The organism is Embleya sp. NPDC055664 (assembly GCF_053618075.1).
Window position 1 is genome coordinate 24,307 of the sequence record NZ_JBSHGZ010000044.1, and the last position, 20,242, is coordinate 44,548.

The 20,242-nt window shown below is 72.6% G+C and carries 15 protein-coding genes; 8 read left to right on the plus strand and 7 right to left on the minus strand.

Features of this window, described 5'->3' with window-relative positions; genetic code table 11:
- Positions 1-101: 101 nt before the first annotated feature.
- The 3 genes from def to ACWGR4_RS41985 all read right to left on the minus strand — a co-directional run bounded on the left by def (position 102) and on the right by ACWGR4_RS41985 (position 3,157).
- Positions 102-779: a peptide deformylase gene (def, locus tag ACWGR4_RS41975; RefSeq protein ID WP_379995984.1), complete on the minus strand. Its 678-nt coding sequence runs from the start codon at positions 777-779 to the stop codon at positions 102-104.
- 56 nt (positions 780-835) lie between these two features.
- The gene (locus ACWGR4_RS41980; protein ID WP_379995986.1) at positions 836-2,455 is read right to left on the minus strand and encodes a hypothetical protein; all 1,620 of its coding nucleotides are present in this window, start codon (positions 2,453-2,455) and stop codon (positions 836-838) included.
- A 156-nt stretch (positions 2,456-2,611) separates the two neighbouring features.
- Positions 2,612-3,157, minus strand: coding sequence for a hypothetical protein (locus tag ACWGR4_RS41985; RefSeq protein WP_439676920.1), 546 nt, complete (start codon positions 3,155-3,157; stop codon positions 2,612-2,614).
- Positions 3,158-3,446: 289 nt separating this feature from the next.
- Here ACWGR4_RS41985 and ACWGR4_RS41990 point away from each other — a divergent pair, with 289 nt between their 5' ends.
- Entirely contained in the window at positions 3,447-4,040 is a 594-nt protein-coding gene (locus tag ACWGR4_RS41990) for an LOG family protein (protein WP_379995990.1), read from the plus strand.
- 48 nt (positions 4,041-4,088) lie between these two features.
- Here ACWGR4_RS41990 and ACWGR4_RS41995 read toward each other — a convergent pair whose 3' ends face one another.
- Together ACWGR4_RS41995 and ACWGR4_RS42000 are read right to left on the minus strand one after the other, a co-directional pair.
- Positions 4,089-5,711, minus strand: coding sequence for a hypothetical protein (locus ACWGR4_RS41995; protein ID WP_379995992.1), 1,623 nt, complete (start codon positions 5,709-5,711; stop codon positions 4,089-4,091).
- Between the two features lie 165 nt (positions 5,712-5,876).
- Positions 5,877-7,274: an MFS transporter gene (locus ACWGR4_RS42000; RefSeq protein ID WP_452131215.1), complete on the minus strand. Its 1,398-nt coding sequence runs from the start codon at positions 7,272-7,274 to the stop codon at positions 5,877-5,879.
- A gap of 120 nt (positions 7,275-7,394) precedes the next feature.
- Between ACWGR4_RS42000 and ACWGR4_RS42005 the strand changes: the two genes are divergently transcribed.
- The 7 genes from ACWGR4_RS42005 (at position 7,395) to ACWGR4_RS42035 (ending at position 15,639) form a co-directional block, all read left to right on the plus strand.
- Positions 7,395-7,919: a winged helix-turn-helix transcriptional regulator gene (locus ACWGR4_RS42005; protein WP_452131214.1), complete on the plus strand. Its 525-nt coding sequence runs from the start codon at positions 7,395-7,397 to the stop codon at positions 7,917-7,919.
- Between the two features lie 162 nt (positions 7,920-8,081).
- A complete protein-coding gene (locus ACWGR4_RS42010) occupies positions 8,082-9,572 on the plus strand; it encodes a hypothetical protein (RefSeq protein ID WP_452131213.1) in 1,491 nt (496 codons plus the stop codon).
- Between the two features lie 315 nt (positions 9,573-9,887).
- Positions 9,888-10,568, plus strand: a complete 681-nt coding sequence (locus tag ACWGR4_RS42015) for a ribonuclease HII (RefSeq protein WP_379997286.1) — start codon at positions 9,888-9,890, stop codon at positions 10,566-10,568.
- A 92-nt stretch (positions 10,569-10,660) separates the two neighbouring features.
- Positions 10,661-11,566, plus strand: a complete 906-nt coding sequence (locus ACWGR4_RS42020) for a DUF2510 domain-containing protein (protein WP_452131212.1) — start codon at positions 10,661-10,663, stop codon at positions 11,564-11,566.
- A gap of 164 nt (positions 11,567-11,730) precedes the next feature.
- Entirely contained in the window at positions 11,731-14,340 is a 2,610-nt protein-coding gene (locus ACWGR4_RS42025) for a TerD family protein (protein WP_452131211.1), read from the plus strand.
- A 231-nt stretch (positions 14,341-14,571) separates the two neighbouring features.
- Positions 14,572-15,174 (plus strand): hypothetical protein, encoded by a 603-nt coding sequence (locus ACWGR4_RS42030; RefSeq protein WP_379996004.1) that lies wholly within the window; start codon positions 14,572-14,574, stop codon positions 15,172-15,174.
- Between the two features lie 96 nt (positions 15,175-15,270).
- Positions 15,271-15,639 (plus strand): hypothetical protein, encoded by a 369-nt coding sequence (locus tag ACWGR4_RS42035; RefSeq protein WP_126641566.1) that lies wholly within the window; start codon positions 15,271-15,273, stop codon positions 15,637-15,639.
- A gap of 15 nt (positions 15,640-15,654) precedes the next feature.
- Here ACWGR4_RS42035 and ACWGR4_RS42040 read toward each other — a convergent pair whose 3' ends face one another.
- Both ACWGR4_RS42040 and ACWGR4_RS42045 read right to left on the minus strand, forming a co-directional pair.
- Positions 15,655-16,317: a hypothetical protein gene (locus tag ACWGR4_RS42040; protein ID WP_452134318.1), complete on the minus strand. Its 663-nt coding sequence runs from the start codon at positions 16,315-16,317 to the stop codon at positions 15,655-15,657.
- Positions 16,318-16,561: 244 nt separating this feature from the next.
- Complete coding sequence (locus ACWGR4_RS42045) at positions 16,562-18,796, minus strand: RecQ family ATP-dependent DNA helicase (protein WP_452131209.1); 2,235 nt, start codon at positions 18,794-18,796, stop codon at positions 16,562-16,564.
- Positions 18,797-20,242: the final 1,446 nt, after the last annotated feature.

Sequence of the window (20,242 nt, forward strand, 5' to 3'; positions counted from 1 at the left end):
TCGCGAGAGCGGTACGGCCTCAGGGATGAGGTGAACGCCTGAAAGGGGCGGGGAACCGGTACCGGTTCCCCGCCCCTTTCGGTGTTTCCCGCTTTCGGGCCTCAGCCCGCGAGCTGCTTGGCCTTCGCCTCGCGCTTGGCGAACACCTCGTCGCGCATCGACTCCATCTCCTTGAGCACGTTCTTGCGCTCGCGCTTGGAGAGCCGGTCGATGTACAGGTAGCCGTTGAGGTGGTCGGTCTCGTGCTGGAGGCAGCGGGCGAAGTAGCCCTCGCCCTCGATCACCAGCGGGTTGCCGTCCTTGTCCACCCCCCGCGCGATGGCGCGGTCGGGGCGGGCCAGGTCCTCGTGCGGGCCCGGGACGGACAGGCAGCCCTCGCCCGCCTCCTCCAGGTGCCGCTCGGTCGCGGGCAGTTCGTCCAGGACCGGGTTGAGGATGTGGCCGACGTGCCGGTGGCCGTCCTCGTCCACGCAGTCGTAGACGAACAGCCTGATGCCGACGTCGACCTGGTTCGCGGCCAGGCCCACGCCGTCGGCGACGTACATGGTCAGGAACATGTCGTCGATCAGCGTGTTCAGCTCGTCGGTGCCGAACTCGGTGATCTCGGCGCAGGGCCGGTGCAGGACTTCCTCGCCGACCACGGTGACGCGCAGGACCTTGCCGCGCGCGGCCTCGGGCGCCATGGCGGGGTACGAGTCCACCGGGCGGCCCATCACAAAGATCCGGCCCTTTTCGTGATCGTGGTGATCGTGGCTGGAGTGGTCGTGGTGCTCGGCCATCGGTCTGCTTTACCTTTCCACCAGGGCATGAACCCGAATCACCCTACCCGCCCCGGTCAGGGCAGGACGGCCGACGCCTTCGCCGTGATGGTGACCTCGCCGGGTTCGGTGACGGTCACCTCGGTCCAGCCGTCCTCGGTCTCGCCGATGCTCGTATTGGGCTTGTTCGCGACGAACCAGCTGGTCCGGTGGATCCGTACGGTGAACGTGCCGGCCTGCTGGGCGAGCAGGGTGAAGCCGCTCGGGGTGATGTCGACCAGCTGCCCGGGGCCGTCCAGGAGCGGAACCGGGTCGGCCACCTCCCAGATCACCCAGTGCGGGTCGGACCACACCGGCACCAGCCAGTCGGCGCCCGCGCGCAGGATCTCCGCCTCGCGCTTGGCCGACGGGTCCAGCGGGACGTCGGGCAGCGCGATGAAGCGCACCCCGGTCTCGCGCACCCACGCGTGGTACTGCGCCTCGTCCAGGCCGGGGCCGTACAGCACCGAGTTGTGCGCGCGGTCGAGTTGGCGCTCCCAGCCGCGGGCGAGCGGCATGTGCTCGGCGACGTAGACCGTCTCCCAATGGCCGCGGGTGAACGGGATCTCGATCCGGCCCACCGGCAGATTGGCCCGCTCCAGGAAGTCGAGCATCCCGGTGTAGTAGGCGGAGTTCTTGCCGGTGCTGTCCTGGTTGTTGAAGGCGACCGCCTTGCCGGCCGAGGAGAACTGCCAGGCGAGCAGCGGTACGGCGAGCAGGATCACCAGGCGACGGCGACCCAGCGAGAGCAGCACCACGGCCATCAGCGGGCCGGCGCACAACTCGCCGAGCCGGGCCACGTTGCCGCCCACGGCGCTGGGGATCAGGTACAGCACGGTGGAGGAGAGCGCGTACAACCACAGGAAGCGGCGCGCGCTGACCTCGGTGCGCGGGACCAGGGCCAGGCCCACGCCCGCGAAGCCCAGGATCGCGGCGAACCGCCACAGCGGGAAGGCGAAGTCGCCGCCGCCGGGGAAGACCAGCGACATCACGAGGCCGAGCACGGCCGGGGACAGGCTGAACCGGGTTGCCCACACCCGCTCGGAGGGCACCCACGCCAGCGCGATCATCAACAGGAACGCCGCGGCCAGCGGGCTGGCCAGGCCGCAGAAGCCGGCCGCCACCGCCGCCCACGCCCGATGCCCGGATCGGGCCGCCAGGATCGCCATCAGGCCGGCGGCCACGCCGAGCACGAACGGGGTGCGGCCGATCAGGTATTCGATGCTGACGATGACCGCGAACCAACAACTGCCGACCCGGCGGGCCAGGTCACCGCGTCCCAGGCGCAACCGGGAGAACGCCCACGCGGCGGCGACGCAGGAGATCGCGGTGAGCAGGCGCGTGCCGATGCCGCCGGCCAGAACCGGGGTGATCACGCTGTAGCCGGGCAGCAGGTGCCCGCCGTACCACTGGTTGTTCCACAACACCGCGCCGTGGTCGCGCACCAGCCAGGCGCGGAAGATCTGGGCCGGCCAGTCGGCGCCGTTGATGCCGAGCACGGTCAGCAGGCCGACCAGGGCCAGAGTGATCACGTACGGGTGCTCGGTGATCCCGATCAGCACCGTGCGCGCGTGTCGGCGCCACGTACGGCGGGCGGTGCCGCCCGCGCCCGATGTGGGCTCCCCCAGGGGTATGCGGCCGTCCAGAGCATGTGTCATGACAGCCCCAGTTTTTCACGCCGGGGCCGGTGGGGTGCAGGTGGGCATTGAGGTAGGACGCCGGATTGTCCGATGTATGACGGGCCATGACGCAATGTCCATCGAGAAATCACCGGTGTGCCGCGAAAAAATCCTTCGTTCGGATGAATCGGTGGTTCAGACCACGGGGCCGTTCGGGGGGACGGCGGGGTCATCCTCAGGGGGTGGTTCGGGCGGGTTGGGCAGCCCCGCGCGGGCGCGCAGGTCGCGTGGGTCGCGCGGGCCCTCGATACGGCGGATCACGGACAGCGCGGCGGTGTGGAACGCCTCCAGGAACGCCTGCGCGGTGGACGCCGGCCATTCGGCGCGTTGGACCGCGTGCATGTTGTGGTCGGTGTCGCACCAGCACGCCACCTCGACGGTGGCGGTGACGCTGACGAAGGGCCCGTCCAGCTGCCAGACGTCCAGACCCAGTTCGAGCCAGTCCCCGTCGGCCTCGTACAGGAGCAGCGCGGTGCCCAGGATGTGCGGCGACGGCTCGGGCTCGGGTTCCGGGCTCAGCGGATCGGGCTCGTTCCAGAACCAGCGCGCGGGGTCGTCGAGGGAGCGGCGCAGATCGAGCGCTCTCGCGGCGGCGACCAGGCGTTCACGGCCATGGTCGTCCAGATCGGGAAACAGCCGCTCGAACGGGATGTCCGAGGCAGGGCGCTCGGTGGCGGGCACGCGGGCATTCTGCCGTGGCGAGGGGTCTTCCCGTCAACGTCGGGTTCGGTGACAGCCACCGACGATGGCCGAATTTGCCCTTCTATGCCGGGACTGTGCCGCTGTCATGGCGGGTGAGAGGCGATTCATCGACTCGATTCGCCATCGATTCGGCACCGACCCGATGACGCTCGACCACGCCGCTCCGGACGGGACCGTCGTCCGCGGGCGTGACCGGATTCGGCAGAATTCGATCGGCGTATTTTTCTGCGCACACCACCACGGTGGTCTTCGACGAGGGGAGCCCGTCATGCGGGTAGCGGTGTTCGCGGGGTCGGCGTCGGGCGTCTCGCCCCGGTTCCGGGAGGCGGCGACCGAACTCGGCCGCGGGCTCGCGGAGGCGGGTGTCGGGATCGTCTACGGCGGTGGACACGTGGGTCTGATGGGCGCGGTCGCCGACGCCTGTCTGGCGGCGGGCGGCGAGGTGATCGGCGTGATGCCGCGCTCGCTGGTGGATCGCGAGATCGCCCACCGCGGTCTGACCGATCTTCAGGTCACCGAGACGATGCACGAGCGCAAGGCGGCGATGGCGGCCCAGGCGGACGCCTTCGTCGCGCTGCCCGGCGGTGCGGGCACGCTGGAGGAGTTGTTCGAGGTCTGGACCTGGCAGCACCTGGCCATCCACACCAAGCCGGTCGCGGTCCTGGAGGTGGACGGCTTCTGGCGTCCGCTGCTCGACGCGCTGGACACGATGACCGCCAACGGCTTCCTCAAGCCGGACCTGCGCTCGACGCTGCTGGTGGCGCGGGGCGCCGCGAGCCTGTTGGCCGAGGTCAAGGCGTGGCAGCCCCGGGCACCCAAGTGGGCCGGCGGTCTGGACCCGGACGCGCCGCCGGCGCCGTGAGCGGGGCGGGGGTGGGTCGCGGACCCGCCCCCGCCCACTCGGCGCGGGTCAGGGTTTGTTGCCCTTGCCCTTGAAGAGTTTGGCGTCGCGCGCGGACACCGTGACCGGTCCGGGGCGGTCGACGGTGATCTCGCTCCACTCGTCCTTGGTCGCCTTGATCACGATCTCGGGCCGGTCGGCGGTCACCCAGAAGGTCGGGTGGATCTTCACCACGAACGTGCCCGCGGAGTGCGCGTTGAAGGAGAACCGGCTGGGCGTCAGCTCGGTCAGCTCGCCCGGCCCCTCGACGATCGGGCTCGGGTTCTCCACCTCCCAGATCTGCCAGCGCCCGTCCTTTTCCGTGTAGACCGGCTTGAGCCACGGGATGCCCTTGCGGATCAGGTCGGCCTCGGGGATCGCCGACGGATCGATCGGGATGTCGGGCAGGGCCACGAAGCGCACGCCCGTGTCGTCGATCCAGTCGCGATACTCCTCGACGGTCAGGTCCTTCTGATAGAGCACCGCGTTGTAGTTGCGGTCCAACTGGCGCTCCCAGCCGCGCGCCAGCGGCATCTTCTCGGCGACGAAGACCGACTCCCAGTGCCCGCGCGTGAACGGGATCTCCACCCGGCCCAGCGGGTGGGTGTTGTTCTTCTGGAGGTAGTCGAGCATGCCCGCGTAGTACTGCGGCTTCTCGCCCGGCGAGTCCTTGATGTCGTGCGTGATGGCCAGCGCGGCGGACTGGAACTGCCAGACCAGCAGCGGCAGGGTCAGCAGCACCACCAGCCGGCGCCGGCCGGCCGAGAGCAGGACCACCGCCATCAGCGGCCCGGACGTCAGCTCGCCCAGCCGGGCCAGGTTGCCGCCGAGCGAGGTCGGCACGAAGAAGAAGATCACCGCGGTGGCGGCGTACAACCACAGGAAGCGCCGGGCGCTCTTCAGCTCCTTGGGCAGTATCGCCAGGCCGACCGCGGCGAAGGCCAGGATCGGCAGGAACCGCCACCACGGGAACGGGAACATGCCCTCGTTCGGGAACGCGAGCGCGGCGACCAGGCCGAGTGCGGCCGGGGCGAAGCACAGCCGGGTCGGCCAGACCCGCTCCCGGGGCACCCACGCGAGCGCGACCAGCATCAGGAACGCGCCGGACAGCGGGCTGGACAGGCCGCACAGCAGCGCGGCGAAGCCGGCCCACAGGGGGTGCCTGCGGCGGGCGGCCAGTATCGCGAGCATGCCCGCCGCGACGCCGAGCGCGAACGGGGTGCGGCCGATCAGGTAGTCGACGCTGCACATCACCGCGAACCAGCAGCTGCCCACCTGGCGGGCGAAGTCGTTGGCGCCGACCCGGAGCTTGTCCCAGGCCCACGCCGAGGTGACGCAGGACAGCGCGGTGAGGGTGGCGGTGCCGATCTTGGAGGCGATCACCGGCGCGAGGATGCTGTAGCCCGGGAGCAGGTGGCCGCCGTACCACTGGTTGTTCCACAGGTAGGTACCGTGGTCGCGGATCAGCCAGGTGCGGAAGTATTGCGCCGGCCAGTCGGGGCCGTTCACCCCGGTGACGATGATCAGGCCGATCAGACCCGCGGTTATCAGGTAGGGACGCTCGATGATCGCGTTGGCGAGTGCCCGGAAACGACGGCGATCCGCCGGCGCTGCGGGTCGATCCGTCGTCGGTGTCTGCACATCGCTCGTCACATGACCCGAGTTTTCCAGACGCGGGGCTCGGCGTCGCCGGCGGGTGTCCGACATGGGCAGTTTTGTGGGTTTATTCGCTTTGATGCCGAGGGTATTCCCGCAGGTTGTGCCGTTGTGCCGCTGCGGCGCTGCCTGCTGCTGCCCGGCCGGTTCGGGCTGCTTGGTCTATCCCCGCTGCTCGGCGCGCCGGAGGCCGAGTACGACGAGGGCGCCGAGCAGGGACGCGCCGGCCGCCATCAGGATGGCCAGGTCCATGCCGCCCGCGTCGACGAGGGCGACCACGAGCGCGGCGCCGATCGAGGCGCCGGTGTAGCGGGCGGTGCTGTTGGCGCCGGAGCCCATGCTCGCGCGGTCGGCGGGCACGCTCTCCACCCCGAGGCGGGCCAGCGCGGTGTTGACGAGGCCGACCCCGAAGCCGCCGACCAGCAGGCCCGGTACGGCCCGGAGCCAGGAGTCGGCGGGGCCGATCCCGTACAGGCCCAGGAAGCCGACGGCGGAGACGAGCAGGCCCGCGGCGAAGCGGTGGGCGGGGTCGGGCAGCACATGCACCCGGCCGACGACGAACGAGGTGATCGCGGCCATGGCCGACCACAGGCCGAGCAGGAGCGCGGAGTCCAGGGCGCTCAGGCCGAGGGTGCCCTGGAACACGGTCGCCAGGTAGGCGGCGATGGCGATCACCGCGATGCCGGCGATCAGCGCACCGAACGTGGCGGCCAGGAACGCGGGCCGGGCGAACATGCGCAGGTCCAGCATCGGCGCCCGGCCGCGCAGCGCGGTCGCGGCGTAGCCGGCCAGCAGGAGTACGGCGGCCACCAGCAGTGCGTCGACCACCGGGCGCGACCACCCCTGGCGGCCCTCGATCAGCGCGGCGGTGAGCGCGATCAGGCCCGGGCCCAGGGTGAGCGTGCCCCACGCGTCCGGCCGGCGCGGGTGCTCGGCGCGCGACTCGGGCATGCTGCGGGCGACGACGGCCAGGCCCAGCGCGGCCAGTGCGGTGAACCAGTAGGGCGCGGACCGGTGCAGTTGCACCAGGGCGGCGCCGGTCGGCGGCCCGAGCACCATGCCCACGCCGATCGAGGAGCCGTAGGCGGCCATCGCCCGCCCGCGTGCGGCGCCCCGGTGGTTGTGCGCGAGCAGGCCGAGCCCGGCGGACATGATCGCCGCGCCGGCGACGCCCTGGAGGGCGCGGCCGATCACGTACAGCGGCAACGACGGGGCCAGTGCGGTGAGTGCGGAGGACAGCGCCAGGCCGAGCGCGCCCGCCGTGAACACCCGGCGGCGGCCGAGGTCGTCGGCGAGGCTGCCGGTGATCAGCAGGGCGGCGGACAGGCCCAGGCCGATGGCGCTGAGGATCCAGGCCGGACCGCTCGAACCGGCGTGCAGGTCGCGGACGGTGTCCGGAACGATCGCCATCGGCATCGTGTAGGTCGCCAGGAGCAGCAGCGTGCCCAGCGCCACCACCGGCAGGGTGCGGTCGGCGCCGCCGGTTCTGTTGAGGGCGGACTCGGACGTGGCGGGCGTTGCGGATGTCGTGCGCGTGGCGGCGGATGTGGCGATGGACATGGTTGTGCTCCCCGGATTGCGACTCCTGGCGCGTAGGTTCGGTGAATGAACCGACGGCGCCCGAGCAACGTAGCATCCATTGGTTCGATGAATGAACCGACCCGGGGTTAAAGTGCTTGCATGGCTTTGGGCAAGGACTACGGACAGCAGGACTGCGCGCTCGCCCGCACGCTGGAACTCGTCGGCGAGCGATGGACGCTGTTGATCGTCCGGGACGCCTTCTACGGCGTGCGGCGCTACAGCGACTTCCTCGGACACCTCGACATCCCGCGCGCGGTGCTCTCCGGTCGGTTGCAGACGCTGGTCGACGCGGGTGTGCTGGATCGGCGCCGCTATCAGGAATCCCCGCCGCGCGACGAGTACGTGCTCACCGAGCGTGGCATCGACCTGTGGCCGATCATCCGGGCGATGGCCCGCTGGGGCGAGCAGCATGTGCAGAACGGGGTGCCCTGCCGGATCTTCCGGCACGAGGGTTGTGGCGGGGCGGTCGACCCACACGGGGTCTGCGCGGCGTGCGGGGCGACGGTCACGCCGGCGGAGACCGAGGTGGCGCCGGGGCCGGGGGCGAACCTGCTGCGCCGGGACGATCCCGTGACCCGGGCGATGCGGCAGCCGCATCGGTTGCTGGAGCCGCTGCTGCCCTGAGGGAGTTGCCGGTGGGCAACGGGCGCTCGACGGGCCCTCGGCGGGCGCCCGGCCGCCGGTCGACGCGCACGGATGACCGCGGATGCCCGCGGATCCCGCGCGGGTCGTGGGCCAGGCTCTAGGGTCGTCCTCGAACGGGTGAATATTCCTCGAGGGGGACCGATGGGCGCACGGACGGGCCTACGCGCACTCGCCGGGGTGCTGCTCTTGGGCGTGCTCTACGTCGTGCTCGCGCTGCCGCTCCTGGTCGTGGCCTTCGCCACGGGCGCGATCGTCGACCACGGGCGGTTCTTCACCTCGGGCGCGGCGGTGTTGTGGGGCCTGGGTGTGGTCGCGGTGGTCGCATTGCTGCTCGAACTCGCCGGCCCGCGCCGGTTGCCGGTCGGACTCGCCGTCGACGCGGTGGCGCAGCCGGTGTTGTGGGAGCTGGTCGAGGACGTGGCCGCCGACCTGCGAGTGCCGGTCCCGGACGGGATCGTGCTGACCGGCGGCGCGGGGTGCGAACTGCGGGTGGTGCGCCGGCCCGGGACCCTGCTGCACCGACACCTGGTCCTCGGCGGCACGCTGCCCTACGTGATGACCGGCCGCCGGCTGCGGGTGGTGATCGCGCACGCGCTGGGCCACTCTCGCCGCCGCCGACCCCCGCTGGCGGACCGCATCGCCTGCCACGGCGTGGACGCGGTGGTCGGGCTGGCCGACGCGTTCGCCGGACGGGGTGCGTCGGCCCGGATCGCGGCCGGCTACGCGGCGCTGTACCGGCGGGTGTGCGCGCCGGTGGTGGACTTCGAGGAGCGGGCCGCAGATCGGGCCGCCGCGCGCGCGTACGGCACCGAGGCGGTCGTGGACGCGCTGACCGAACTGGCTCTGGTGCGGGCGGACTGGCGGCGGTTCCGGGACGAACTCCTGGTGCCGGGGATGGCGGCCGGGTGCGTACCGCGCGATCCGATCGCCGGCTTCCGGGCGTTTCGGGCGGAGCGGGACGAGGCCGGGAGCGAGCCGGAGCCGGCCCTGGTGACCCGGATCGAACGGCTGCGGGCGCGGCCGACGGACGGGCGGGGCACACCCGCCGGTACGGACCTGGTGGGTGGTGCGTCGGCCGAACCGAGGTTGTTGGCGCATGTGCACCCGTATCTGCTGGCCACCGACGACGACGGGCACCTCGGGCGGCGCGGGTTCGCGCCGCTGGACGGCCTGGTGAAGTTGTCCGACGAGGCGTTCCTGGGGCACCTGCTCGGATTCGGGTCGGCCCGTCGGGCGGCGGCGCTCGGGATGTCCGCGCGGCGGGCGGGCGTGGAGTATCCGGTCACCCTCGGCGGGGTGCTCGGCCTGCTCGTGGAGGGGCGGGGCGACGAACTGATCGCTCGGCACGGCGAGGACACCGCCGAGGCGCTGGCGGCCCTGCTGGAGTGCGCGTGGGTCGAGTCGGGGCGGGGCCGGATGCGGCCGAGTTGGGCCGGTACGGGCACCGTCACCGACCACGACGGCGTCGAACTGGACCTGGCCGCGGCGGCCGAGGCCGCGTTGGCGGGCGCGGCCGGGGCGCGGGCGCTGCGCGACCGGTTGCGGGCGACGGGGGTGTCGACCTACTTCGAGCCGAAGCCGCCGCTTTCGATCGCCGATGGCGAGCGCGAGACGGTGGTCGGCCACCGCTGACGGGTGACCTACGGTGGAGGCGTGAAGCAGCCCAGCGCCGAACCGACGAACACCCCGGCGGACACCGCGGCAACGGCCCCGGAGCCGAGCACCGACAGCACGCCGCACACCCGGGCGCGCAGCGCTCCGAGGGCAACGGCGGGCACGAAGGCCGCTGCCGAGGCGGTCGCCGCCGGGCAGGTCGCCGGCAAGAAGGTTGCTGCCAAGAAGGTCGTAGCCAAGAAGGTCGCGGGCAAGACGATCGCGGCCAAGAAGGTGGCCGGCAAGAAGGCCGCCGGCACGAAGGTCGTCGGGCCGCGTAAGGGCGGTGGGCGGATCGCGCCGCCGACCTACGACGTCGAGCGGGAGCTGATCGCTCGGGGCGCACGTGTGGTCGCGGGCGTGGATGAGGTCGGGCGTGGTGCGTGGGCCGGGCCGGTGTTGGTCGCCGCGGCGATCACCGACCTGTCCGTACCGCCCGCCGGCCTCACCGACTCGAAGTTGCTCACCGCGCGGCGTCGCGAGGAGGTGGCCGCCGCGGTCGATCCGTGGGTGCGGGCGTACGCGTTCGGTGCGGCCGAGCCGGAGGAGATCGACACGCTCGGCATGACCGCCGCGCTGCGGCTGGCCGCGGTGCGCGCGTTGGCCGCGCTGCCGATCCGCCCCGACACGATCGTGCTGGACGGCAAGCACGACTTCCTCGGCGCGCCGTGGGCCGTGCGCTGCGTGATCAAGGGCGACCAGTCGTGCGTCAGCGTCGCGGCGGCCTCGGTGCTCGCGAAGGTGCATCGCGACGCGATGATGGCCGGGCTCGGCGAGAAGTATCCCGAGTACGGCTTCGCGGGCAACGCCGGCTATCCGGCCCCGGTGCACCGCGCCGCGTTGGCCGAATTCGGCCCCACGCCCCACCACCGGATGTCGTGGGCGTACTGGGACGACCTGCCCGCGTGGCGGCATCTGAAGCGACCCCGCGTGGAGCCGACCGTCGACGGTCAACTCGGCCTCGACCTGGGCTGATCGGCGCCCGCCGGTGGGGTTCGCGTCTCCGAACGGTCACGTTTGCCGGGTGACGCTCGTGTCGCGCCGGGGCCGGTTGTACCGTCACGCGGGTGACTGCCTCGATTCCTCCCGGCTGGTACGAAGACCCGTCGGCTCCCGGCTCCGAGCGATGGTGGGACGGAGCGCAGTGGACCGCCTCGACCCGGGCCCGCGCGCAGGGCGAGATTCCGCCGCCGCCGAGCAGCGCCCCGCCCGGTCCGCCGCACGCCGGCTACCCCCAGGGGGGATACCCCGGCGGCTATCAGCCGATCGGGCCGCCCCCCGGCGCCGCCCGACCCGGTCGGGGCAAGGCGATCGGGCTGAGCGCGCTGGCGCTGGTCGTGGTGGGCGGACTGATCGCCGCGCTGATCGTGCTCCTGGGCGGGGACGACGACGGCGGCACGACCGTGGCCACGGACGGCACGCTCACCGACCCCACCACCGGGCTGACCGTACCCAGGTTCAAGGACTGGATCGTCCCCGACCCCGACTCCCCGGCGGACCAGGCGGTGGAGGGTCCCTGCCCGAGCAGGTCGGCGTCGCGCAGCGGCGGATCCGACGTCGAGACCCGGTTCCAGGCGGAGCGCAAGTGCTACGTGGCGGGGGTGACGCTGACCGCCCGCAAGGCCGACTCCATGGCCGCGCTGGTCGCCGATCTGAAGAAGGACGTGAGCGGCGGCGACAAGGGCAAGGTCAAGTTGGAGAGCCTGGAGCTGGACAAGGCGATCACGGTGGACGGCCACCCGGGCTACGTCCTGCGCGGCCGGGTCTCGGGCAAGCCCGAGGACCTGGGTACGAACGCGGACTCCGCCTGGGCGCAGGCGGTGGTGATCGACGAGAAGAACGAGCGCGGCAGATACCCGTGTGTGCTGCTCAAGTTGGCGATCACCGCCGGGGCTCCGGACAAGGCGACGCTCGACACCGTCCTGAAGGGCATCCGGGTCGGCGAGCCGCAGCCCTCGGCGAGCACGTCCTGATCGTGTGTCATATCTGATGACTCGTCACCAGCGGTACGGTTACGACCGATCGGTCGCGCCGTACCCCGCACCGGTCGCGAGCGCGTACGGTGGACGCGCGCCGCAGGTCGGGCTTGCCGGGGTGCGACCGAAGGAGGCCGCACCGGGCACATCATCATTGGGGGGTGACTGTGCGCATCGGTGATCGCCTCGCATGCCCCGGCTACTCGGTGGTGGCCGTGGAGACGACGGGTTTGTCCCCACATCGACATCGCATCATCGAGATCGCGGTCGCGCAATGCGATCTCGACGGACGCGTGACCGAGTTCTTCACGACCCTGCTCGATCCACAGGGTCCCGCCGGCGACTTCCAGGCCCACGGGCTGTTCGACGACGACGTGGTCAACGCCCCGACCTTCGCCGAGGTCGCGCCGTGGCTGGCCAACCTGTTCCGGCAGCGGGTCGTGGTCGCGCACAACGCGCGCTTCGACATCGGCTTCGTCGAGCGCGAGTTCCAGCGCCGGGGCCGGCCGACCGTGCCGCCGCTGACCACCGTATGCACCATGCGCGAGGCGCCGCAGCACCTGCCGGAGGCGCCCAGGTTCACCCTGCTCGCCTGCTGCGAGGCGGCCGGGGTGCCGGTGGACGGCGGACACGGCGCGGCGGCCAAGGCGATGGGTACGGCGCGCCTGTTGGAGCACTACCTGAGTCGCGGCGCGGGCGAGGCCCGGCACTGGCAGCAGGCCCGGACCGTGGCCGCCTCGCTCAACTGGCCGCGGCGCAGCGCCGATCCGCCGCGCGTGTTCACCCGCGACGACGCGCACACGGCCCGGCGCGCCCGCGAGGAGGCCGAGCAGGTGCGCCGCCGGGACGCGGTGTCGTACCTGGAGAAGGCCCGCGCGTACGGGCCGCCGACCGGCGTGGGGGAGGGGCCCGACAGCTACCTGGCGGTGCTCGACGCGGCCCTGGAGGACCGGGTGATCACCCCGCAGGAGGCGATCGACCTCGCCGAACTCGCGGTCTCCCTGGGCATCTCCGAGGAGCAGCGCAAGGACCTGGACCGGTTGTACGTGACCGCGCTGGCCGCCTCGATGGTCGCCGCCGGGCCGATCGACCGGGAGGAACGGGCCGATCTGACCCGGGTGGCGGCGCAGTTGGGCATTCCGCGCATCGCGCTCGACGAGATCGTCGGGATGGCCCGCTCCACCGTCGAGGAGGGTCGCGGCGGGCCGCGCATCCTGGCCCGGGGGCGACCGCTCGAATCGGGTCTGCACGTGCTGTTCCACGGCTATCTCGCGGTCACCCGGGGCGAGTTGGAGCGTCGCATGGCCCGGGCGGACCTGTCCGTGGCGTCCGGCATCCACGACCGGGTGGACGTGCTCGTGGTCGCCGATCCGGACGAGTCCGCGGACCGCACCTACTGGGCCCGGCAGCGCGGCATCCGGGTGCTGATCGAGCCGGTGTTCCTGGCCCTGCTCGCGGACCTGGAGCGCGGGCGCAGCAGCGCGGCCGACGCGGCCTCCCAGGTGGCCGCCGCCTCGTTGGCGCTGGCCGTGCCGGGGATGCCGCGCACCACCAGCGGCTTCCTGCTGCCCCGGCCCAGCGCGTCGGTGGCGGCCGGCGCCGGGTCGTTCACGCCGGGGCCGTACCGACCCTACGACACCCCGGTGGACGGTTCGGACGTGCTGCCCGCGGTGGCGGAGCCGACCGAGGCATTCGAGGCGACGGAGGCGTTCGGGCCGGACGCGTCGGCGGCGCCGACGGAGGCGTTCGACGTCACCGAGGCGCAGTCCGCGTCGGGCGCGCCGATGTCCGGGGCCGGGTCCGCCACCACGCCGGCGCCGGTGCCGGGGGCCGGGGCGACGCTGCCGAGCATTCCGCCGCCGCCGACCGCGGCCGATCTGCCGGTCGCGGCCGGGTCGTCGGCCGCCGAGGTGTTGGAGGCGACCGTCCCGGACGTGTTGCCGCCGCCGCCCGAGGTGCCGCCGGTGCCGGACGCGGGGCCGCGTACGCCGCCGCCCGTGCCGGGGCCGCAGACGCCGTCCGTGCCGGGTCCGCAGACGCCGCCGCACGCGGGTGCGCGTACGCCGCCGCGGCCGACGGTGCCGGTGCCGCCCGGGCCGGTCCCGTCGGTGCCGCCGAAGCCCGAACACCCGGCGTCGGGCGAGGTGTCGGCGGAGTCGGCGGTCGCGGGTCCGGCGCCGACCGTGCCGCCGCGGCCGGCGATCGCGCCGCCGCGCGGGCTTACGCGGGGGCAGGCGGTCACGATCGAGGATCTGGGCCCGTTCGCGGGCACGGTGCGGATCGAGGCCGCGTGGTGGGCGCCGGCGCAGGTGGACGGCGACACGGTGGCCCTCGTCCTCGACGACGATCGGCGGGTGGCCGACGACGGCGACCTGGTGTTCTTCAACCAGCCGGTACACGCCAGCGGGGCGGTGCGGTTGGCCGGCAAACTCCAGACCGGGACCACCAACGACGTGGAACCGGGCTCGGATTCGGTCGAGATCGACGTCACCACGCTGCCCGCCGGCCGCAGTCGGGTCGTCGTCGCGCTCGCGCTGGACGCGACGAGTGGCACCACCTTCGCCCAGGTGCCGGTGACCGTCGGTATCGTCGACCCCGTGACCTGCCGTCGACTCGCCGAATTCCGGTTGAGCGGAGGCGACGAGACCGTCATGATCCTGGCCGAGGTCTATCGGCGCGGCGACTCCTGGCGCCTGCGGGCGGTCGGTCAGGGCTATGCGGAGGGGTTGGCAGCTTTGGTGATCGAGCACGGGGTGGTGGTGGACGATTGATCCGGCCGAGCTGACGGGGCATCGTAGTATGCGCCGTCGTACGCCCGGGCCACACCCCAGGAGCACCCTGGGTGGGCACGCCCCGCGCGGCTTTGATAGGACTGCCACCATGCCGCGCGTGTTCTCCGGGGAACGGGACTCCACCGATCCCTCCCCGCGTCTCCTCACCGCCGGGCATCCCGGTACCGCCACGAACGAACCGAGCCTTCCCCAGACATGACTGTGAATCCGGTGACTGCCGAAAACACCGCGGACACGACGTCCGCAGCAGAGACCCCGTCCGTGCCGCGTCCCTCCGGCGCGGTGCCCAAGCCCGGACCGCGCCCGAAGCCGAGCCCGCCCAAGCCCGCCGTGCCGCGGCAGGCGAGCGCGGGCAAGCCCGGTCCGGCCAAGCCCGGTCCCCCGAAGCCGGGTGCGGCCAAGCCCGGCCCCGACCTGTCCGCCTCGCCGACGCCGCGCGTGACGCTGATCCCCGCCGGTGCCGACGACGTCTTCGACGTCGCCGACGACGCGGTCGACGCGCTCCTGGAGGCCGGTACCGAGCCCGGCGCGATCCTGGTGCTGACCACGGGTGGGCCGCACCCGTGGCAGCAGCACGAGGAGACGTTCGGCGCCGCGCAGTACTGGCGCCAGTACGACGAGGGCAAGGACGTGTTCTACGCGTCGCTGCCGGCCTCGCGTCCGCTGCGGCGGGCCGCGGTCGTCGTCGTGGTCAACGGTTTTGCCGAGGGCGCCGACGCGGGTCGGATCCTGACCTCGGCGCTCACGGCCGGGGCGTCGGTCACGGTCTGCGGCGACGTGGAGCGGGTGCGCGCGCTCACCGGCGCCGCGTAACACGTCGTAGCACGTAGGGGGCCCGGCCGTATCCGGTCCGACCGAACTCGGGCCCCCTGCCCCGCGGATCGCCAAGGTCGGCTACGGTTCGTTGCCATGTCGGAATCGCCGTCGATCGCGCAGCTCCTTGACCGGTTCCTCAGCGACCAGGAGGACCGGCTGAAAATCCAGCAGTACCGGGCCTGTAGCACCGTCATCGACATGTTGTCGGGCTATCTCAACCGGTACGCCTACACGACCCTGATCGGGGAAGAACGCCAGGAATGGGACCGCGCCTTCTCGGCCGGTGACGACCGGGCGTTCTGCAACGTGTTCGGGGTACGCAAGTTGATCTCCGGGATCAAGCCGTTCCACGCGCAACATCTGCGCATGCGGCTGCAGAGTCCGGAGCTAGTTCAGGACCACGCGTTGACGGTCACGACCGATCTGGTCGACTGGCTCGCCGAACGTGGTCTCACCGCCTGATCACACACGTGTCCATCAGGACGCGGAGGGTCGTACCAGGGGAGTGGGCCCCGTCTCCGGCAGGTAGCGCACCTGCGGCAGTTCCGTCGCGGGGCGGGCCGGGGCGATGCCCGCTGCCCTGATCGGCGTTTTGGCGCCGGGGCCGCCGTTGCGGCCCGGGGGCAGCGCGGGGGTACGTCCGTGACGCCCGTCGGCGACCAGTTGCCAGCCGTCCTCCGCGACGATCGCGAAGGCGCCGCAGCGCAGACCGTGCAGGACGCACGCGTCGTGCAGCCCCCACATCCAGCGGCCGTCGTCCGCCGCCCAGCCGCGCCCGCCCTCGCGATGCACCGCCAACACCGTGGTGTGCGTGGGGGTGCCCCGGCGCAGGTCGTCGGGGACGATCAGGCGCAGGTTGGCCAGGATCAGATTGCGGCAGCGCCAGCCGTCGGTGCGGCCCTCGCCGAAGCCGAAGGACGCGCTGGCGACCGGCCGTTCGGAGCGATCCAAAACCGCGACCACCGCCGTGCGGGCCACCGGCCGATGCAGATCGTGGAGCCGTTTGAGCAGTGCTCGCGGATCGCGCAGCAGGGGAATCCGGCGCGCGCGCCAGGACTCCGGGTCCAACCAGCGGGAGGGACTGGCCGGGGGCGTGCCGGTGTGGGCCGGCGCCGGGGACGCGGTTGCGGCGATGTGCACGGTCCTCCTTCCGTCCATGGCGGACAGCGGCGCACGCTCCGACTACGGGCGGCTCGCGGCGGAGCGGCGCCGACGGGGCCCGCACGGGAAAGTGAAGAGAACGCCTTGTCGATTCTTGCGTGACGCCGACGAACTCGGCAACACGTACCGGTGATCATTCGCTACGTCCGTGTGACGGTACGGCGACCGGCCGGGGCTGGGCGGGCAATCGGCCGGCGTGGGGCGGACGACCGAACGGGGCGGGTCACCCCTCCATCATGAGCACCAGGGGCAACACCTGAACGGCGCCGGCGCGACGCAGCAGGCGGGCCGCCACGGCGAGCGTCCACCCCGTGTCGGTGCGGTCGTCGACCAGCAGGACCGGGGCGCCGAGGGCGGCCACCCGCTCGGCGACATCGGGCGGCAGCACGAACGCGTCGGCGACCGTACGCAGCCGCTGGGCGCTGTTGCTGCGCGGGGCGGGGCCGCCGGCGCCCGGCGCGTATTCCACCCGGCCCAGCCAGGGCAGCCGGCCGACCTCGGCCAACCGCTCGCCCAGGCTGTCGATCAGCGTGGCGCGCGTGTGCGAGGCGATGGTGACCACGCCGCCGGGTCGCCGCTGCCAGCCCCATCCGGCCAGGACCTCGACGACGGCGGCGAACACGGCGTCGGGGACGGGTCCGTCGGGCGCGCCCGGGGCCAGGATCGGACGCAGCCGGTTGCCCCAGCCGATGTCGGAGGAGCGGCCAAGGGCCCGACCCGCGGCGGCCTGCTCGCCGTCGGGGATGCGGCCCTTGAACGCGACCCCGGTGACCGCCATGCCGGTGGGCCACATCCGGCGCGCCTCCACCTCCACACCCGGCCGGCCCAGCGCGGCGCGGGCCGCGTCGCGCGAGGCGGGATCCACCCGCGTGTCGTGGCGCGGCCCGGCGCACGTGTCGCAGCGACCGCAGGGGGCGGCGCCCGGGTCGTCCAGGCAGCGGCGCAGGAACTCCATCCGGCAGGTGCCGTCGGCCTGGTAGTCGCGCATGGACTGCTGCTCGTGCTCGCGCGCGGCGGCCACGCGCGCGTAGCGCTCGGCGTCGTAGGCCCAGGGCTGACCGGTGGTGATCCAGCCCCCGCGCACCCGCTTGACCGCGCCGTCGACGTCGAGCACCTTGAGCATCAGCTCCAGGCGGTTGCGGCGCAGTTCCACGAGGGGTTCGAGGGCCTGGGTGGACAGCGGGCGCCCGGCTCCCTCCAGCGCGGCCAGGGTGCGCTCGACCTGCTCGCGGGCGGGGAAGCCGAGCGAGCCGAAGTAGCGCCAGATCGCCTCGTCCTCCCGGCCGGGCAGCAGCAGCACGTCGGCCCGCTCCACCGCGCGCCCGGCCCGGCCGATCTGCTGGTAGTAGGCGATCGGCGACTGCGGGGCGCCCAGGTGCACGACGAAGCCCAGGTCGCCCTTGTCGAAGCCCATGCCCAGGGCCGAGGTGGCCACCAGCGCCTTGACCCGGTTGGCCAGCAGGTCGGCCTCGGCGACCCGCCGCTCGGCGTCCTCGGTGCGGCCCGAGTAGGAGGCGACCGCGTGGCCGCGCGAGCGCAGGAACGCGGTGACCTCCTCGGCGGCGGCGACGGTCAGCGTGTAGACGATCCCCGACCCCGGCAGCTCGGGCAGGTGCGTGTCGAGCCAGGCCAGCCGCTCGACCGGATCGGGCAGCCGCAACACGCCCAACGACAGGCTCTCCCGATCGAGCGCGCCGCGCAGGACCAACGCGTCGCCGGTCGGGTCCAGTTGCTCGGCCACGTCGGTGCTCACCCGGGCATTGGCGGTGGCGGTGGTGGCCAGGACCGGAACGCCCGCCGGCAACTCCTCCAGGAGGGTGCGCAGGCGACGGTAGTCGGGCCGGAAGTCGTGCCCCCAGTCGGAGACGCAGTGCGCCTCGTCCACCACGAGCAGCCCCGTCGTGGCGGCCAACTTGGGCAACACGGTGTCCCGAAAGTCGGGATTGTTGAGCCGCTCCGGGCTGACCAGAAGCACATCCACCGTGCCGTCGGCAACCTCCGCCTGTACCGCGTCCCAATCGTCGACGTTGGCCGAGTTGATGGTGCGGGCCCGGATCCCGGCACGAGCGGCGGCATCGACCTGATTGCGCATCAACGCCAACAACGGCGAAACGATCACGGTGGGCCCCGCCCCACGAGCACGCAGCAGCGCAGTGGCCACGAAGTACACCGCCGACTTGCCCCACCCGGTGCGCTGCACCACCAGAACCCGCCGATGCCGCGCGACCAGGGCCTCCACGGCCCGCCACTGATCCTCCCGCAGCCGAGCCGCACCCCCCACGAGCTCCCGCAACACGGCGTCGGCACGATCCCGCAACCCGACCCCCGGGGCGGACCCTGAGTCGGGCCGGGCGGGGTCGGTGGCGCTTGATGCGGTGGCGCCTGGTTCGGTGGCGCCCGGCTCGGTATCGCTGGAGCCGGTATCGCTCGGGCCGGTGCCGGCGTCGTCCTGTTTCATGCCCCCTTTGTAACCCCCCACCCCGACGGAGAGGAGAGCCGGTGCACGCTTTTGTGCAGAAACGTGTCGCCTGCCCACCCGCGACCCCCGCCCACCACTACCGGCCCGACCCCCTTCGGTACCCGACTCGGCCGCACGTCCGCCTCACCGTGCGACGCCGGCGACCCGGCCGGGTTCGCTGCGCGACGTTGGCGCGCCGGTTTGCTCGGAGGTGGGGGACGGGCGCGCGTTGCGCTTTGGGTTGCGGGCGGCTGGTGCGGGGCCGGTCTGAGTCGGTGGTGGGTCGCCGTCGGCGTGCGGGGCTTCGAGACTTGGGGCTTCCGGCGGGGCGGGTGTGTCGGTCGGCTTAAAAGCGGCCGGCAGCGGCGGGCGGGGTGGGTGCTCGGGTCGGGTTCGCCGGGGGTGCGTTCTTGAGTGGGCCGGGTGGTTTCGGCGCGCGGTGCGCTTTGGGTTACGGGCGGCCGGTGCGAGGCGGGTCTGAGTCGGTGGTGGGTCGTCGCCGGCGTGCGGGGCTCCGAGACTCCGGGCGTCCGGCGAGGCGGACGTGTTGCCGGGCGGAAAACCGGCCGGCAGCGAGGGAACGGGTGGGTGCTCGGGTCGAGTTTGCCGAGAGGCCTTCCGGGGTGGGTGGTGCGTTTTGGTGGTGTTGGGGGGTGGGGTTCGGAACCGGATCTCGGTGGGTGGTTGTGGGCTTCGGGTTTCTGTGACCTGCGGTTTTGCGGTGTCGGGGTGGAGAGTCGGGCGTCGAGTGCCGGTTTCGTGTTCTCCGACCCCTCAATGCGAGCGTGGAGACCGAATGTGCCTGGTTGGGGTTGGCTTCGGGCGCTGCGGCCTCGCGGAGGCCGTCGAGTGGGACCGAAAGTGCCCAGTGGGGGCCGAAACCGGATCCCGAGGCGCCTCAAGCGCTCCCCTCTCTACGCTGACCTGCGGTTTTCTTTCACGCCGAGGTCACGGCACCCCACGCCGTCCGGTTTTGGAACCCTCGCCACCCACACGCCGACCGCACGCCGAAAACACCCGGCCCACTCGGGAAGGCTCCTCGGCGGACTCGACCCGAGCACCCACCCTGCCCGCCGCTGCCGGCCGCTTTTAAGCCGACCAACACACCCGCCTCGTCGGAAGCCCCAAGTCTCGGAGCACCGCACGCCGGCGGCGACCCACCACCGACTCTGGCCGGCCCCGCACCGGCCACCCGCAACCACAAGCGCAACGGTCGCTGAGGCACGCGCCCCGCTCGGGAAGGCTCCCCGGCGGACTCGACCCGAGTCCGCCCGTTCGCCTCATGGCTGCGGTCGGTCGGTGACTTCGGTTGGGTCCGCTACGGCTACCCGAAGGCTTGCGTGGCCTCGGCCGTGGGGGCGCTGTGGTTCGGTGGTGTCGAGTCGTCGGTCCACAAGGGGCGAGTTGTGCACAGCCCGGTTGGACAAGTCCGGTCGGGAGTGGGGC

Bases quoted from the DNA above. Each gene is read 5' to 3' on its own strand.
- def (WP_379995984.1), bottom strand. From the start codon at position 779: ATGGCCGAGCACCACGACCACTCCAGCCACGATCACCACGATCACGAA.
- ACWGR4_RS41980 (WP_379995986.1), bottom strand. From the start codon at position 2,455: ATGACACATGCTCTGGACGGCCGCATACCCCTGGGGGAGCCCACATCG.
- ACWGR4_RS41990 (WP_379995990.1), top strand. From the start codon at position 3,447: ATGCGGGTAGCGGTGTTCGCGGGGTCGGCGTCGGGCGTCTCGCCCCGG.
- ACWGR4_RS42000 (WP_452131215.1), bottom strand. From the start codon at position 7,274: ATGTCCATCGCCACATCCGCCGCCACGCGCACGACATCCGCAACGCCC.
- ACWGR4_RS42005 (WP_452131214.1), top strand. From the start codon at position 7,395: ATGGCTTTGGGCAAGGACTACGGACAGCAGGACTGCGCGCTCGCCCGC.
- ACWGR4_RS42010 (WP_452131213.1), top strand. From the start codon at position 8,082: ATGGGCGCACGGACGGGCCTACGCGCACTCGCCGGGGTGCTGCTCTTG.
- ACWGR4_RS42035 (WP_126641566.1), top strand. From the start codon at position 15,271: ATGTCGGAATCGCCGTCGATCGCGCAGCTCCTTGACCGGTTCCTCAGC.
- ACWGR4_RS42045 (WP_452131209.1), bottom strand. From the start codon at position 18,796: ATGAAACAGGACGACGCCGGCACCGGCCCGAGCGATACCGGCTCCAGC.